Genomic DNA, 16,130 nt, shown 5'->3' on the forward strand with positions numbered 1-16,130 from the left:
TACAACATTCCCGGCCCGGGCACGCGATCGGTGACGCAACTGCCGACCCGATTCCGCGGCTGCTGCCGGTCACCAGAGCTCGTGACGCTTACAGGACGATGTTGACCAGCCGCCCCGGTACCACGATCACCTTGCGCGGCGTCTTGTCCCCGACCAGCGCGGCGATCTTCTCGTCGGCCAGCGCCGCGGCCTGCACCGCGTCGTTCGCGGCGTCGGCGGCCACCGTGACTCGCGAGCGGACCTTGCCGTTGACCTGGATCGGGTACTCCACCGAGTCCTCGACCAGGTACTTCTCGTCCACCACCGGGAACGGCCCGTGCACCAGCGAGTCGGCGTGGCCCATCCGGTGCCACAGCTCCTCGGCGATGTGCGGGGCCAGCGGGGCCAGCAGCAGCACCAGCGGTTCGGCCAGCTCGCGCGGGGTCTCCGCGGTCGCGCCGTACGCCTTGGTCAGGTGGTTGTTCAGCTCGATCAGCTTCGCGCCCGCGGTGTTGAACCGCATTTCCGCGTAGTCCTCGCGCACGCCGGCAATGGTGCGGTGCACCAGTTTCCGGTCGGCCTCGGTTGCCTCGTCCGCGGAAACCCGCAGCTCGCCGGTCTGCTCGTCGATCAGCAACCGCCACAGCCGCTGCAGGAACCGGTGCGCGCCGACGACGTCCTTGGTCGCCCACGGCCGCGACATGTCCAGCGGGCCCATGGACATCTCGTACAGCCGGAAGGTGTCCGCGCCGTACGTCTCGGACATCTCGTCCGGCGTCACGACGTTCTTCAGGCTCTTGCCCATTTTCCCGTACTCCTGGCTGACTTCCTCGTCACCCAGGTAGAACTTGCCGTCGCGCTCGACGACGTCCTCCGCAGGCACGTACACGCCGCGCTGGTCGGTGTAGGCGAACGCCTCGATGTAGCCCTGGTTGAACAGCCGCCGGTACGGCTCCTTCGACGACACGTGGCCCAAGTCGTACAACACCTTGTGCCAGAACCGCGAATACAGCAGGTGCAGCACCGCATGCTCGACACCGCCGACGTACAGGTCGACGCCGCCCGGGTCATCCACGCCGTGCTCGGCCGGGCGCGGGCCCAGCCAGTACGCCTCGTTTTCCGGCGCACAGAACACATCCTGGCTCGCCGGGTCGACGTACCGCAGCTGGTACCAGCAGGATCCGGCCCACTGCGGCATCACGTTGGTGTCGCGGCGGTACTTCTTCGGCCCGTCACCCAGATCCAGCGTGACCTCGACCCAGTCACCCGCGCGCGACAACGGCGGCGAGGGCTCGGAATCGGCGTCGTCCGGGTCGAAGGTCCTCGGCGAGTAGTCGTCGATTTCCGGCAGTACCACGGGCAGCTGGTCTTCCGGCAGCGCGATCGGCAGGCCGGACTCGTCGTACACGATCGGGAACGGCTCGCCCCAGTACCGCTGGCGGGCGAACAGCCAGTCGCGCAGCTTGTACTGCACGGTGCCTTCGCCGTGGCCGTTTTCCTCCAGCCAGGAGATGATCGTCTTCTTCGCGTCGGCGACGCCCATGCCGTTCAGGCTCACCGTGTCGTTGGCGGAGTTGATCGCCGGACCGTCGCCGGTGAACGCCTCGCCCTCGAACCCCTCGCCGGGGTCGACCGTGCGGACGATGTCCAGCTCGAACTTCTTCGCGAAGTCGTAGTCACGCTGGTCCTGCGCGGGCACCGCCATGATCGCGCCGGTGCCGTAGCCCATCAGCACGTAGTCGCCGACGAAGACCGGGATTTCCTTGCCGTTCACCGGGTTCACCGCGAAAGTGCCGGTGAAGACGCCGGTCTTGTCCTTGTTCTCCTGACGGTCCAAATCGGACTTGCGCGCCGCCGCCGCGCGGTAGGCCGCGATGGCCTCGGCAGGCGTGGCGGCACCGCCGGTCCAGCTTTCCGGGTGCTCGCCCGGCCACTTCGCCGCGGTCAGCTTCTCCACCAGCGGGTGCTCCGGCGCGATCACCATGTACGTTGCGCCGAACAGCGTGTCCGGCCGCGTCGTGAAGACCTCGATCTTCTCGTCCCCGGCGGCAAACGCCACGCGCGCGCCCTGCGAGCGGCCGACCCAGTTGCGCTGCATGGACTTGACCTTCTCCGGCCAGTCCAGCAGGTCCAGGTCGTCGACCAGGCGGTCGGCGTACGCGGTGATCCGCATCATCCATTGCCGCAGGCTCTTGCGGAACACCGGGAAGTTGCCGCGATCGCTGCGGCCGTCCGCGGTCACCTCCTCGTTCGCGACGACGGTGCCCAAGCCGGGCGCCCAGTTCACCGGCGCCTCGGAGATGTAGACCAGCCGGTGGTCGTCGATGACCTTGCGCTGCTCGACGTTGCTCAGCTCGGCCCACGGGCGGCCGTCGGGCGTCTCGCGCTCACCCGCGGCGTACGCCTTCTCCAGTTCCTCGATCGGGCGCGCCTTGCGGGCGTCCTCGTCGTAGTAGGAGTTGAAGATCTGCAGGAAGATCCACTGGGTCCACTTGTAGTAGTCCGGATCGATCGTCTCGACCGACCGGCGCTCGTCGTGGCCCAGCCCCAGCCGCCGCAGCTGGCGGCGCATGGTGGCGATGTTCTGCTCGGTGGTGGTGCGCGGATGCGTGCCGGTCTGCACCGCGTACTGCTCGGCGGGCAGGCCGAACGCGTCGTAGCCCAGCGTGTGCAGCACGTTGCGGCCGATCATCCGGTGGTAGCGGGCGTACACGTCGGTGCCGATGTAGCCCAGCGGGTGCCCGACGTGCAGCCCGGACCCCGACGGGTACGGGAACATGTCCTGCACGAACAGCTTGTCCGACGGCACCGGCTCACCCTCGTCGGCGAGCGGCCCGACCGGGTTCGGCGCGTGGTAGGTGCCGTGGTCGGACCAGTGGTCCTGCCAGCGCTGCTCGATCTGCCCGGCCAGCTCCGCGGTGTAACGGAACGGCGGCAGCTGCTCGCCGTCCGCCGCGCTGTGCGCCGTGGCACCAGTGTCGGTGGACCCTGTCATCGCCGTCTTCCTCCGTGTCGAGCCACTCCAGAAACAACTCGACCCCCCAAGCCCGAGGGCATGAGGGGTCGCCGCGCCGGCCCGGTCATCCGACCAGGTCAGCGCGGCAGGCCAAGGAGCAGCCGAGCCATGTTCATGACGTCATCGTAACGCCCTGGTCAAAGCCGTTCCGACGGGACCGCCAAAGCGACGACCTGGGTCACCTGCGCCGCGGAGAAGTTGTTGTCGCTCACGAGCACGAGACTGCGCTCACCGCGGGGCAGCCGCGGACCCCAGGTCATCCCCTCGATGTTGTCCACAGTGGACAGTCCGAGGCTCGAAAGGTCCACGAGCAGCTTCTTTTTCACCGGCTTGACGTGCTTCGCGTTCAACAGCGACGGAGTGTTCAGCACATTGGTGGCCCCGCTGGTGTCGATCTCGAAAATCCGCACCTTGTTGCCGACGCCCGCGACGAACGAGCGCTCCATCATCAGGAATTTCGTCGGGTCGGCCTGGTTCAGGGCGAGCATCGACGAGACGCCGGTGTCGGCGAACGCGCCGGGCGCCGGGGTGGTGAAGAGCTTTTCCTGCGGGTACGCGTACTGCGCGAGCAAGTGCCCACCGCGGGTCTGCAGCGTGATCCGCGACAGCGCACCCGACGTCGGGGTGGGCGGCGGACCGTCCTGCAGCAGCGGAGCCTCGACCTCGCTGGCCAGCAGCGTGCCGAAGCCGGTGTAGGTGAGGCCTTCGAGGACGTAATTACGGCGTGGGCCGGCGTCGGGGGTCATCCGCTCGTTGGCGGGAAGCGGCAGGTCACGGACGTAGTGGCCATCGCGGGTGGCCTCGCGGATCGAGGGCTGGATGAGGTGGCCGGCGAGCCGGTCGCCTTCCTGTGACCAGGTGTAGTGCCCGGTCCACGGGTCGACGCGCAGCTCCTCCGGGTCGACGGTCTGCGCGTTCTGCGGCGCGGCCGGGTCGTTCTTGGCGAGCGGCGGGTACGGCGTGCCGTCCGGACGGAGCAGCGGGCTGGTGCCGGTGAAGGTGACCGGGCCGATGCCGTGTGCGTCGATCGGGAACTCGGCGGTGTAAAAGCGGGCCGGGTTGATGGCGGAGCGGTCGTCGCAGATGAGGGCGTACCCGCCGGTGCGCGGGTCGAAGTCGATCGACGACAGCCCGCCGACGGTCGTGCCCTGGAACTGCAGGTTGTGCGGCACGATCTGCTCGCCGAGGAGCCGGACCGGACGTGGTGCGGCGTCAGCGGTGCTTGGGACGAGCAATGACAGCGTGACGATTCCGGCGGCAGCGAGCAGCCGGGGTCTCGTGGACGAAGACATGGCCCGTAGCACAGCGGACGAGGGTATCCGGGACATGGCCGCGAGGTCACGCTTATCCTCATGCGGTGTTCGTTATCGCGCTCGTCCCGATCGTGCTCGGTGCCGTCGTCGGCTGGGGTGGTTTCCTCGGTTTGCGCGAACGGCTGACCCGGGCAAGCGGTACCGGAGTCCGTACAGCGGCTTCGCTGCGCAGCGAAGCGGCGTTCAAGCTGGCCAACCACGTGGCCGGAATCCCGACGCTGGCCGGCGGCGCCGTCGCGGTGGTCGCCGGACTCGCCGGGCTCGCCATGCCCACGACGGCGGGTCTCGTGGCAGCCGCGGTGGTGGGAGTGCTGGGACTGGCGGTGATGGTGCTGGCCGGTGCCCGGCTCGGCGCCCGCGCCGCGCTCACCGTGCCCGCGCCCGCACCCGCTGGTTGCAGTGGCTGCGCGTGCGGCGCCGGCGGCTGCGGAGTACTGCAGAAGGCCGACGAGGCCTAGTTGCGCTGCAGGTCGCCCGGATGGGTGGCCAGCAACGCAAGCGGTACCCCCTGACGGCGCAGCACCTGACCCCACAGGTCACGGCTGGGCGGCGCGAGAATGTCACTCGGCAACGCGGGGACGATCACCCAGTCCTCACGCTCGATCTCGCCCGCAAGCTGCCCGGAGTCCCACCCGGCGTACCCGGCGAACACGCGTACGCCGCGGACTTTCGGCACCAGCACCTCGGGATCGCTGTCCAGATCGACCAGCGCAACCGGCCCCCGCACGGCCACGACGCCCGGCACACTCGCCGCGGTCTCGCCGGTCCGGAGCGCCGCGAGACACAGCGCAGTCTTCTTGTCGACCGGCCCGCCGACGAACACCGACTGCGGCTCCGCGACATGCCCACCCCAGCCGGGTAAGACGTCGTGCACGGGAACGTCACTGGGCCGGTTGAGCACCACCCCGAGCGTGCCCTCCGCCCGATGGTCGATCACGAACACCACGGTCCGCTTGAAGTTCGGGTCGAACATCGTGGGTGCGGCGACCAGGAGCGTTCCCGGTTCAACCTCGGCGTCCGCTGGCACGCCGACAATGATCCCATCACCCGCGGAGGGAAATCCGCCCGGCACGGGAACACCAGCCACAGGAGCCCCGTTGGGAACAGTAGGCCGGTGCACTCGTGTCCCCCGGGCTCACTGAAGAACCGCCTTTGTGGAATACCGTACGGCCGGAGCCACACTGCGCCAAGCCGCCGAGAGGCGACCCGAGTGCACCGGTTGGGGGTCTGTGTTCGGCGCTTTTGGCGCCTTCCCTCCGCAACCGGTGCCTTTCTCCCGGGGGGCCGAGCCCCCCGGACCCCCGCGGTGCTTATCGTTCCGGTTTTCGGGTTGGCGGGGCTGGCGCCCCTTTGGCTCGGGTCGGTGACGTCCTTTTTCTCTGTTGTGCGCGTCTGTCGGTTTGGGTCGTCCCAGTTCGATCCACGTCGCGGACCCCAACCGCTGGCGCCCCGCCGACTCAGGTCGATCCACCTGGCGGGATGGACTCCGTTCCCGCGACTGCGGCGCCAGCGTTCGCTGTGGCCGTCGGAGGGTTCTCAAGCCAGCTGGCTCAGCTGGCCAACTCTGGTCCCGCGACCGCCACACACCACCACCAACCTCAGGCGCCCGACGGAATCCGACCTGCCGGGCCCCGCCAGCGAGCCCCGGTCTAGTCAGGGCTGGGGTCTCGGGGCGGCTTCGTTGCATGCGGGGCTGGCGTCGGCGGTAGTCAGTGTGCTGGGTTCGGCCGACTTTCGTTCCGCGGCCGTCGCCTGCCTGGGCTTCTTGTCCGGTGGGTCTCGATAGGGTTGGGGGCGTGGCTCGGGTGGTGGGGGAGCGGGGCGGGGCTCGGGGGCTGGTTCGTGATCCGCAGTTTCGGCGGTTGTTGTTCACTCGCTTCGCGGCGCAGTGGGGCGACGGGGTTTACCGGGCCGGGCTCGCCGGGGCCGTGTTGTTCAATCCCGAGCGGGCGGCTGACCCGCTGGCCATTGCGGAAGGGTTTGCGGCTCTTCTGCTGCCCTATTCGCTCGTCGGGCCGTTTGCCGGGGCGCTGCTCGACCGGTGGGATCGGCGGCGGGTGCTCGTGTTCGCCAACGTCGTGCGGGTGGGGGCGATCGTGGCGTCCGCGGTGGCGGTCGGGACCGGGGCCGGGGGGATCGGGTTGTTTTCGCTTGCGCTCCTTGCCGAGGGGGTTACCCGGTTCATCGGGTCCGGGTTGTCCGCCGCGTTGCCGCACGTGGTCGCGCCCGAGAGGGTGGTCTCCGGGAATGCGCTGGCGGCCACGCTCGGGTCGGCGATTGCGGTCGTCGGGGGTGGGTGTGCGATCGGGTTGCGGGCGGTTTTCGGGTCCGGGGACGTCGGTTCGGCCGAGACCACCGCGTTTGCCGCGGCCGGAGCACTGCTGTCGGCGTTCCTGGCGCACCGGTTCGCGAAAGGTGTGCTCGGGCCGACGGTCGTCGACGAACCGACCAACCCGGTGCTCGCCGTTGCGCGTGGGCTCGCGGACGGGGCTCGGCATGCGTGGCGTGCGCCCAGTGTCACGGCCGGGTTCATCGCGCTCTTCGCGCATCGGGCGGCGTACGGGATATCGCTGCTGGTCAGCGTCCTGCTGATGCGCAACTACTTCGCCGACGACGGTCTCCTCCGCGCCGGGTTACCCGGGCTCGGGCAGATGGTCGGGTTCGCCGGGATCGGGATTCTCCTGGCCGGCGTCTTCACCGCGCGGCTGATCCGCGCGTTCGGCCGCCTCCGCACGGTCCTCGGGGCGCTTCTTCTCGCCGCTCTCGCGCAGGCCGGGCTCGGGCTGCCGATGCTGCTGCCACCGGCACTCGTCGCTTCCTTCCTGATCACCGGTGCCGGGCAGGTGCTGAAACTGTGCGTCGACTCGTCGGTACAGCTCGACGTCGCCGACGAAGCCCGTGGCCGCGTCTTCGCGTTGTACGACACCCTCTTCAACATCACCCAGGTCGCGGCGGTCGCGGTTGCGGCGATTTTCGTCCCGGACAACGGACATTCGCGCGGCCTGATGATCGCGGCAACCGTGCTCTACCTGCTGGGTGGCGCCGGATACGTGCTGGCCCGGCGGCGGCACGCCGATTCGCTGCCGCAAACCGTTGAGCCTCAAGCGGGGTCGTAACTCCCTGTTGGGCACTAGGGTGACGGCTGACCCGGTCGAGTTAATCTCGGCCCGCGCAACCACCACGGGGGGCCACCGTGAGCACTATCGGCGACGACCGTGCCCGTCTTGACGCCGTCCTGACCTCGCCCGACGGCCTCGTCCGGGCGACCCCGGGCACCGCTGGCACGCTCGGCCGGCTCGAGTTCGCCCCGGACACCTTCGAGCGGACGACTCCCGCCCAGCTGGCCGTCATCGTCCAGGCGCTCGTGCAGCAGCTCACCGACGTGCCGGACGCCGCGTTGTCGCAAATGCCCGCCCCGCGGCCGACCCCGCGGCGCGTCCGTCCGCGTGGACCCGTTCCGCAGAACCGCCGCCGCGGTTCCTGAGGCCGTCCTCGCCGGACGGGATGATTCACGTGGAACCAGCGCTCACCAGGCCAGAGCAGCACGCGCCGGGTGACCTTGCCCGCACGCTGCCGCACAACCGGAGACTCACCCGGTTGGTGGACGGTACCGTCGTGATGCGATGCGGTGAAGAGCCCGCCAACCTGGTTCATCACCGCGAGGTACGGTTCGCCACGACGCCTCGGCCACTCGAACGGGAGCGAGTGACCCGCAGTTTTCGTCCCCGGAGATCACTCTGCGTGATCATCGGCGACGCAGTGGCGTACGTACTGCCCAAGCCGATCGCGGAGCACGAGTCCGACGGAAGCCTGGAGAGGACCTGAGTAGGTGGAAGCGGCGGAAGCGGTGGACAAGGTCGGGAAGTGGTTGCGCGCCGTGCACGGCCCCGAGGTCTCCGGCCCGGGTGGCCTCCGGGTCGACCACGACCGCGTGCTGCGGGTCCCCGAGGGCTGGTCGATCCCCTACAACACGGTCGCGTTCCTCGACGACGGCCGCCCGGAGAAAGAGCTGTTCCCACCGCCGTCGGTGGTCGTCCGCGAGCCCGACGGCGAGCTGCGCCAAGCCCATCCGCAGCCCGGCGGGCTCAGCACGCCGGTGGCCTACCCCGGGCAGGAAAGCTGGCGCGAGGTCGTCGACCCGGAGTACGCCAAGGCCGGGCTCGGCGAGCTGGGCGTGCCGCTGCCTGCCGTCGCGGGCTGGGTGAAGGTCGACAACGACGGGCACCAGACCGGCGACGAACGCGAGAACCCGGAGTACAAGGCGGGCCCGATCCGCCGGGGCTACCCGCGGCCGGAGAACCCGCTCGAAACCCTGCTGGCGTTCGCGAGTGTCGGCTGGCTGTCACGCGAGCAGCTGCTGATCGGCCTGCTGCGCTGCGAGGTCTTCGTGCCGCTCGACCGCCAGACCGGCGCCACCGACGATTTCTACTTCTCCGAGGAACGCAACGAGCTGCGCGTTTTCAGCTCGACCCGGCATTTCCCGGCCCGCGAGCACGCCTGGTGGCGCGTGGACCTGGCGACGCTGGCCGAATTCGAGCATCCGCCGAACCTCGTGATCAACGGCGGACCGGCCACCTTCGAGGACGTCTCCGGCACCGAGCTCACCGCGACCGCGAAGCGGTTTCCCCGGCACGAGCCGCGCGTCGACGAGCACGGCAGCTGCCCGGAAATCGAGGAGGACCTGGAGAAACTCGCCGTCGACACCGCCGCGCGGATGGGCTTCGACCAGCCGGTGGACGTACCCAGGATGGCCGCCGAACGAGCGCGCCGGCACGGTTTCGAGCTCACCGCCGACGAATGCCGCAAGACCGTGCTCGGCCGGTCCTGGCTGCGCCGCCTCGAACAGCCGGAGCCGGTCCGGACGCGGCCGAACGACTTGCGTGCCAACGGTCTCGTGCCCTCCTGGGACAACGACGGCCGGATCGTCCCGCGGCTCGACACCTTCGGCAAGTACCCCGAGACGAACCTGGAGAACTTCCGTTTCGGCTGGCAGCGCGTGGTCGGCGCGTGGGTCGGGTTCGCGCTCGGCGAGGCACTCGGGGCGGCCGTCGACCGGATGCGGCTCGACGAGATCGTGTCGGCCTACGGTCCGGACGGCGTCCGCGAGCTGCCCCTCGCCTTCGACCAGCCGGGCCGGATCGGCTCGTTCACGCAACGGCTGCTGTTCCTCACCGAAGCCGTGATCCGCAGCCCGCACCGGGAACAGCCGGAGTCGCGGGACGTCGAAAAACTCTTCCCCGGCGTCGTCCGCAGCGCGCTCGGCCGGTGGCTGCACACGCAGGGCGCGCCGATGGACAGCGCCGACGGCTGGCTTGTGAAGGTGCCCGAGCTGCACGTCCGCCGCACGGCCGACGAGGCCGAGCTCAACGGGTACCACGCGCTGGTCACCGGTGATCCCCAGGCGGCCCCGCTGTCCGGTCCGGCCGCGCTGATCGCCGCGCTGCCGGCGGTGCTCACCGAGGCGGGTCCGGGTACCGGGTTCAGCGGCGGCATCCAGCAGGTCGTGCGCGACCTCGCGGGTGTCACGCACCAGCCGGACGACGTGGCCGCGGCGACGTACCTGGCGTGGGTGTTCGAGAAGGCGCTCACCAAGGATTCGTTCAGCTACCCGGTGTGGAATCTGTCGCGGGAAGTGCTGGAGGAGCACGACGACGAGACGATCCGCGCGCTGGTGGCGGAATCCGTACCGTTCTTCGGCGAACACGGACTGCCGGACCTGCGGATGCCCGAGCTGATCGGCGACGGACAGAGCACGTTGTCGGTGCTCGGCCGCGCGTTCGCGGCGCTGTCCGGCTTCGAAAACTACCCCGAACAGGCGCTCTTGCGCGCCATCAACCACTCCGGCCGCAGCGCGCTCACCGGTGCGCTGGCCGGTGCTCTGCTCGGCGCCCGCGCAGGGGTGCCCGGACTGCCGTGGAAGTGGGTCGAGCAGCTCGAACTGCATCACCTGATCGAACAGCTCGCGACCGACGCGCTCTGGCATTTCGACCGGCATTCGGCGCGTGCCGCGCTCGGGGACGCCTGGGTGCAGCGCTACCCACGGCACTGACAAGCACTGAGCGTCACCCGAGCGGGTATCGGTGACCGATGATCCCGCGACGCCCCGGTCGGCTAAGTTCGGTGCCGGGCACACGGGGGATTCGGGGAGGAACCAGACGTGCGGTACCGGGTGGAATCGGGAGAACGCCCAGACGGCCGGTACGCCACGCTGGACGGCCGCACTTTTACCGCCCAGCGCTCCACCACCGACGGCACCCTGCTGCTCAGGGTGCTGCCCGGCGAGGAAGCACCCGAGGGTTTCGACCGGATCCACGAAGGCCGACCGGCCCGCGTCATACTCGCCAACGAGGTCCCGGCGACCTTCGACCTGCGCACGTACGCCGAATACGAGGCCGAGCTGTTCGAGGTCGCCCCGGGTGACCAGGCGAATCTCACGCTCCGCTGGACCCGGCACGATCCGGTCCGCGCCACGCAGCTCGGGCTCACCGATTTCTCCGCCACCGTCCCGGGAAAGCAGCTCACCGGCTTGTGGCTGACCCGCCACGACCACGGCGAGCCGCAGGCCGAGAGCGGTGACCAGGGAAAACTGCTGCGCGCGATCGGCCGCACGCTGCGTGCGGTACCCGGCGGCTGGACCCGCGTCGCCGCGCAGTTCCGGCAGGTCGGCGACTACGCCGAGCTGGAAGTCCGGGCCGTCGGCGACGAAAACGGCCCGGTTTCCGTGTCCCTGCCCGGGTCTCCGCAGCTGAGCACGCTCTTCGCCCAGTTGCGCGCCGCGATGTACCACCCGGAGAGCGGCACCTGGTTCCAAGGCACCTTCACCCTCGACTCGGCGTCCCAGTTCGACTTCGATTTCGACGCCGACCACGAGCCTGGCTGGCGGCTGCCCCCCAACGACGGCGGCCGCCCGGCCCGCGAGTCCTACGCGGTCGAGCTGACCCGGTTTCCCCGTCCGGACAAGCATTTGCCCGACTGGCTCGCCGCGAAAGCCGGGCTGCCGCTCGACGTCGTCTTCCGCCAGGCCAGCCCGGTCGACGCACACCGTGAGGGCGAACGGCCGATGGTCAACCGCCCGCCCGTGCCGCCGGAGCAGGTCCGCGGGGTGCTCGACTACCTGTTCCGCGCGCCCGTCGTGCTGCACCGCCCGACCCCGCAGCCGGACGTGTTCGCGCCCGGCTCCCCGCCCGACGTACCGCAGGCCTTCCACACCGATGGCACCTGGCTCTGGCCCGCCGCCGTGCCGCATTACCTGCGTAAATACGGTGTACCGCCGGAGCCCGAACTGGTCGAGCACATCCGCGCCGCCGGTTTTCGCCCGCCGCTGGTGCCCGAACTGGTGCGCGCGACCGCCGAGGCCGTCGTGCTCGGCACCCCGCGTCCGCCGCGCACCGAAGCCGAGCTGCCGGACGACAGCGCGCTCGCCCAAGCCGTCCGCGGTGGCAGCGAACCGGACCGTCCGCTGCGCGGCGCCGACACGTTGACCCTGTTGCAGCAACGGCTCACCGAGCACGGCGTGCCGTCGACGGCGTACCGGATCGGCGCGAACGAGATGCCCGCCGAGGGCGTATGGACGTTGCGCCGCGCGGAAAACGGCTGGGAAGTGTCGCGTCCGCCCGCCGTGGAACCGGTGGCTTTCGCCGCCCTCGCCGACGCCGCCCGGTTCCTCCTCGGCACCCTGCTGATGCTGCCGCCGCACCAGGAATCCGATCAGCCCGCGGACTGGCCGATCGTGCCGATGCGCGGCGAACCACCGCTGTCGTTCTTCCGCGGCAAGCGAATCGTGGCGCTGCCCGCAGGTACGACGGTCGCCCGGTTCGGCCCCGAATCCGGCAACCTCGTGCACCCGGTTTCGGTGCGGTTCCCGGAAACCTCGCTGCCCCCGGACCGCGAACGCGACCGGCACGAGTACCGCGTGCAGCGCACCATCCGGGTCCTGACCGGAATCACCGCGCCGTGGGGCCCGTTCCCCGGCGGAGCGACCGCGTTCCTGCTGCCGCGGCCGATCGCGCACCACCTGGAGTCGGGCGCGCTTTCCCGGCCGTGAGCGAGGTTCCACGTGGAACCATCCGGCTGAATGGGGGCAGCAACCAGAACAGGTCAATGCACTGCACACCGTTATCAAGCGGCGGCCAGGCCCGTAACCGGACTGACCGCACCACTACCAGTTCACCCGCGGCAGAGTTCCTTCCGTCTGGCAGCCCCCCACCATGGTCAGCAGCGCTTACGCGATTGCCCTTTAGGCACGCTACGCTGGCAGTATGCTCACTCGACTCGAAGTCCAGGGTTTCAAGAACCTGCTGGACGTACAGGTCGATTTCGGGCCGTTCACCTGCATTGCGGGCGCGAACGGCATCGGAAAATCGAACGTGTTCGATGTGATCGACTTTTTGGCACACCTCGCGTCGGGAACGTTGATGGAGGCCACCCAACTCGTTCGTGGGTCTGCGGCAGGACGAACCGGCGATCCACGCGATCTCTTCTGGGATGGATACCGCGACCACGAGCGGAAGATCAGCTTGGCCGCCGAAATGATCGTACCGGCTGAGATCGAGGATGATCTAGGCTCACCAGCCCAGGCCACTACGACTTTCCTGCGCTACGAAGTCAGCATCGGGTACGTACGCGCAGATGGCGAGGCCAGCGTCGGGCGCCTCTCGCTCCTTGCAGAAAGGCTCGTTCATATCACCCGCGGTGATGCGCCCAACCGTCTGCGCTTCAAGCACAGCGCCAAGTACTTTCGCAATAATGTGGTCCTGGGGAAACGGAGCGGGGGCCCATTTCTGTCGACCGAAAATCATGAGAATGGCCTCGTCATTAATGTCCATGGTGATGGCGGAAGCTTCGGGCGCCCACAACCCCGCGCAGCGGATCGGGCAGGACGAACTGTTCTCAGTACCATTTCGACAAATGATCACCCGACGGTACTCGCCGCGAGGCGGGAGATGCAAAGCTGGAGGCGGCTCGCGCTTGAACCGTCTGCGCTACGGACCCCCGACGGTTTTGCCGAACCAAGAACACTGAGTTCGGACGGTCGGCATCTTGCCGGCACGCTATTCCGCATTGCACACGATAGTGTGCGGCATCAAACCGCGCCTGACCCGGATGCCGTTTACGCCAGAGTAGCGGGACGACTAGCAGATCTCGGAGACCTGGGCGTCAAAAGTATCGATGTGCAGTCAGATCAAGTGCGTGAAGTCCTTACTCTGTACCTGAACGAACGGGGCGGTCTTCGACTCGCCGCCCGCGGGTTATCTGAAGGCACACTTCGATTCCTGGCACTCTGTGTCATCCTTGAAGATCCCACCATTACCGGTGTCATCTGCATGGAAGAACCAGAGAATGGGATACACCCGGCAAACCTTGAGACGATGCTGCACCTCGTTCAAGATCTCGCAGTCGACCCGAGTATGGCACCAGACACAGACAACCCATTCCGTCAGGTCATCATCAATACACATTCACCCGGCGTTGTACAACTGTGCGATCGTAACGATATCTTAGTAGCTGACAGCCGACTTCAATCAGCCCCTGATGGAAGTACCGTGCGCGCACTTTCGCTTCGTCCGTTAACGGGAACATGGCGGGCAAAAGATTCTAGCGATACGGCGACCGATGCGGACCTAGTCGTGTACATCACCGCGCCTGCCGGAGCCCAGAATAAGCTTCCCCTGGATCTGGTCGGCTGATGCCGAGAGTACTACAAGGGTTGTTCATCGCTGAAGGAACTTCCGACCAGCCGCTAGCCAATACGGTTGAGGTCTTATTCCGGGAAAGCGGTATCGAGCTTCGCCTGACTGTTCCGCCATACGAACAGCTTCCCAAGGTTGCCAAGACCATCAAAGATCGAACTGAAGCCGGTCAACGCTTGATGGAGTGCATCGACGTAGTCGTAGTTCATCGGGACAGTGACAATGTCGGCCACGACGTACGCCGTGAAGAAATCGATTCAGCCATGCACTCTGCTGGGATCGGTGTTTGGTGCCCGATTGTTCCCGTCAGAATGACGGAAGCTTGGTTACTTTTGGACGAAAAAGAAATTCGAAGAGTCGCCGGAAACCCCAAGGGCAGGGCATCCTTGGGTCTTCCCAAGCGACACGAGGTAGAACGAGTCGCTGATCCTAAAGAGGTTCTCCGAAAAGCCTTGCTGGATGCGTCAGCGGCAACCGGGCGGCGGCGCGAACGAGAAGCAAAACGATTCAACTCGCAGAGGCGGCAACTGCTCGAGGGCATCGACCGAGAGGGCCCGCTCAAGGAACTCTCCAGCTGGCAGCAGCTACTGGAGGATGTCGCGAGGTCAAGCCGCCTGCTTAGGCCTTGAACCATCCGTCACTCGCCCGAGCCGAGGCCTTCCGCCGCCGCCCATTTCTTCAGCTCCGCAACGGCGTCGTCGTGGTCGAGCGGACCGCGGTCCAGCCGCAGTTCCTTCAGGAACTTCCAAGCCCGGCCGACCTGCGGGCCTGGCGGAAGGCCGAGCAGCCGCATGATCTCGTTGCCGTCGAGGTCGGGCCGGACGCGATCGAGGTCCTCCTGCTCCTTGATCCGCGCGATGCGAGCCTCGAGATCGTCGTACGTCGCCTGCAGGGCAGCCGCTTTGCGCTTGTTGCGCGTGGTCGAGTCGGCTCGGACGAGCTTGTGCAGCCGGGTCAGCAGGTCACCGGCGTCGGTGACATAGCGGCGTACCGCGGAATCGGTCCACTCGCCGCTGCCGTACCCGTGGAACCGCAGGTGCAGGAACACCAGCTGCGACACCTGCTCGATGATCTCCTTCGAGTACTTCAGCGCCCGCAAACGCTTGCGCGCCATCCGGGCGCCGACCACCTCGTGGTGGTGGAAGCTCACGCCGCCGCCCGGCTGGAACTCGCGCGTGGCCGGTTTGCCGACGTCGTGCAGCAGCGCGGCCAGCCGCAGCACCAGGTCCGGCTCGCACGCCGGCTCGTGCCGGGTCTCCAGCTCGATCGCCTGCGCGAGCACGGTGAGCGAATGCTCGTAGACGTCCTTGTGCTGGTGGTGCTCGTCGATCGCCAGCCGCATGCCGGGCAGCTCGGGCAGCACGTGGTCGGCCAGCCCGGTGTCCACGAGCAGTTCGAGACCCGGCCGCGGGTCCGGCGCCAGCATCAGCTTCGACAGCTCCGCCTGTACCCGCTCGGCGGTGATCCGCTCGATCTCGCCCGCCATCGACGTCATCGCCTCGACCACGCGCGGCGCGGCGGTGAAGCCCAGCTGCGCCGAGAACCGCGCGGCGCGCATCATCCGGAGCGGGTCGTCGGCGAACGACTCCTGTGGGCGCGCCGGGGTGTCGAGCACCTTGAGCCGCAACGCATCCATGCCGTCGTGCGGGTCGATGAACGTCTTCGACACCAGGTCGATCGCCATCGCGTTCACGGTGAAATCGCGCCGCCGCAGGTCGCCCTCGATCGTGTCGCCGAAGGTGACCTCGGGGTTTCGGCCGACGCGGTCGTAGCTGTCCGCGCGGAACGTGGTGATCTCGAGGGTCTTGCCGTTCTTCGTGACCCCGACGGTGCCGAACGCGATCCCGACGTCCCAGACCGCGTCGGCCCATTCGCCCACGATCTGCAGCACCCGGTCGGGCCGGGCGTCGGTGGTGAAGTCGAGATCGCTCGACAACCGGCCGAGCAGCGCATCCCGCACGCTGCCGCCGACCAGGTACAAGCTGTGGCCGGCGCGCTCGAACCGCTCGGCGAGCTCGTCGGCCAGAGGGGACACACGCATCAGTTCCGTCACCGCGTTCTGCTGGGCGACCAGGTTGTTCACTCGAATCCCACCACGAAAATGGCACCCTCGCTGCGGGTACCGCCGGACAC

At 68.2% G+C, this 16,130-nt stretch carries 11 protein-coding genes; 7 read left to right on the forward strand and 4 right to left on the reverse strand.

Annotated elements, in window-relative coordinates:
- Nucleotides 1-88: 88 nt before the first annotated feature.
- Together leuS and OO71_RS20405 are read right to left on the reverse strand one after the other, a co-directional pair.
- On the reverse strand, nt 89-2,974 hold the full coding sequence (gene leuS, locus OO71_RS20400) for a leucine--tRNA ligase (protein ID WP_051791734.1): 2,886 nt from the start codon (nt 2,972-2,974) through the stop codon (nt 89-91).
- 158 nt (nt 2,975-3,132) lie between these two features.
- Complete coding sequence (locus OO71_RS20405; protein ID WP_033291424.1) at nt 3,133-4,287, reverse strand: esterase-like activity of phytase family protein; 1,155 nt, start codon at nt 4,285-4,287, stop codon at nt 3,133-3,135.
- 65 nt (nt 4,288-4,352) lie between these two features.
- On the opposite strand from OO71_RS20405, the gene OO71_RS20410 reads away from it, so the two are divergent.
- Nucleotides 4,353-4,766: an SdpI family protein gene (locus tag OO71_RS20410; protein ID WP_033291425.1), complete on the forward strand. Its 414-nt coding sequence runs from the start codon at nt 4,353-4,355 to the stop codon at nt 4,764-4,766.
- Here OO71_RS20410 and OO71_RS20415 read toward each other — a convergent pair.
- Nucleotides 4,763-5,344: a YqgE/AlgH family protein gene (locus OO71_RS20415; RefSeq protein WP_033291512.1), complete on the reverse strand. Its 582-nt coding sequence runs from the start codon at nt 5,342-5,344 to the stop codon at nt 4,763-4,765. The genes OO71_RS20410 and OO71_RS20415 overlap by 4 nt on opposite strands.
- 760 nt (nt 5,345-6,104) lie before the next feature.
- Between OO71_RS20415 and OO71_RS20420 the strand changes: the two genes are divergently transcribed.
- The 6 genes from OO71_RS20420 to OO71_RS49000 all read left to right on the forward strand — a co-directional run bounded on the left by OO71_RS20420 (nt 6,105) and on the right by OO71_RS49000 (nt 14,626).
- The gene (locus OO71_RS20420) at nt 6,105-7,424 is read left to right on the forward strand and encodes an MFS transporter (RefSeq protein WP_245633729.1); all 1,320 of its coding nucleotides are present in this window, start codon (nt 6,105-6,107) and stop codon (nt 7,422-7,424) included.
- A 77-nt stretch (nt 7,425-7,501) separates the two neighbouring features.
- Nucleotides 7,502-7,792, forward strand: coding sequence for a hypothetical protein (locus OO71_RS20425; RefSeq protein WP_084145085.1), 291 nt, complete (start codon nt 7,502-7,504; stop codon nt 7,790-7,792).
- Between the two features lie 345 nt (nt 7,793-8,137).
- The gene (locus OO71_RS20430) at nt 8,138-10,357 is read left to right on the forward strand and encodes an ADP-ribosylglycohydrolase family protein (protein WP_033291426.1); all 2,220 of its coding nucleotides are present in this window, start codon (nt 8,138-8,140) and stop codon (nt 10,355-10,357) included.
- Nucleotides 10,358-10,465: 108 nt separating this feature from the next.
- A complete protein-coding gene (locus OO71_RS20435; RefSeq protein ID WP_033291427.1) occupies nt 10,466-12,352 on the forward strand; it encodes a TNT domain-containing protein in 1,887 nt (628 codons plus the stop codon).
- Between the two features lie 214 nt (nt 12,353-12,566).
- Nucleotides 12,567-13,994, forward strand: coding sequence for an AAA family ATPase (locus OO71_RS48995; protein WP_084145087.1), 1,428 nt, complete (start codon nt 12,567-12,569; stop codon nt 13,992-13,994).
- On the forward strand, nt 13,994-14,626 hold the full coding sequence (locus OO71_RS49000; RefSeq protein ID WP_245633730.1) for a hypothetical protein: 633 nt from the start codon (nt 13,994-13,996) through the stop codon (nt 14,624-14,626). Before OO71_RS48995 ends, OO71_RS49000 begins: the two co-directional genes overlap by 1 nt.
- A gap of 8 nt (nt 14,627-14,634) precedes the next feature.
- Here OO71_RS49000 and OO71_RS20445 read toward each other — a convergent pair whose 3' ends face one another.
- Nucleotides 14,635-16,080, reverse strand: coding sequence for a CCA tRNA nucleotidyltransferase (locus OO71_RS20445; protein WP_033291429.1), 1,446 nt, complete (start codon nt 16,078-16,080; stop codon nt 14,635-14,637).
- Nucleotides 16,081-16,130: the final 50 nt, after the last annotated feature.

Source organism: Amycolatopsis jejuensis (assembly GCF_000717335.1).
GTDB classification, from domain to species: Bacteria; Actinomycetota; Actinomycetes; order Mycobacteriales; family Pseudonocardiaceae; genus Amycolatopsis; species Amycolatopsis jejuensis.

What these genes read in the sequence shown, in the direction of transcription:
- leuS (WP_051791734.1), bottom strand. Translation starts at nt 2,974, where the DNA reads ATGACAGGGTCCACCGACACTGGTGCCACGGCGCACAGCGCGGCGGAC.
- OO71_RS20405 (WP_033291424.1), bottom strand. Translation starts at nt 4,287, where the DNA reads ATGTCTTCGTCCACGAGACCCCGGCTGCTCGCTGCCGCCGGAATCGTC.
- OO71_RS48995 (WP_084145087.1), top strand. Translation starts at nt 12,567, where the DNA reads ATGCTCACTCGACTCGAAGTCCAGGGTTTCAAGAACCTGCTGGACGTA.
- OO71_RS49000 (WP_245633730.1), top strand. Translation starts at nt 13,994, where the DNA reads ATGCCGAGAGTACTACAAGGGTTGTTCATCGCTGAAGGAACTTCCGAC.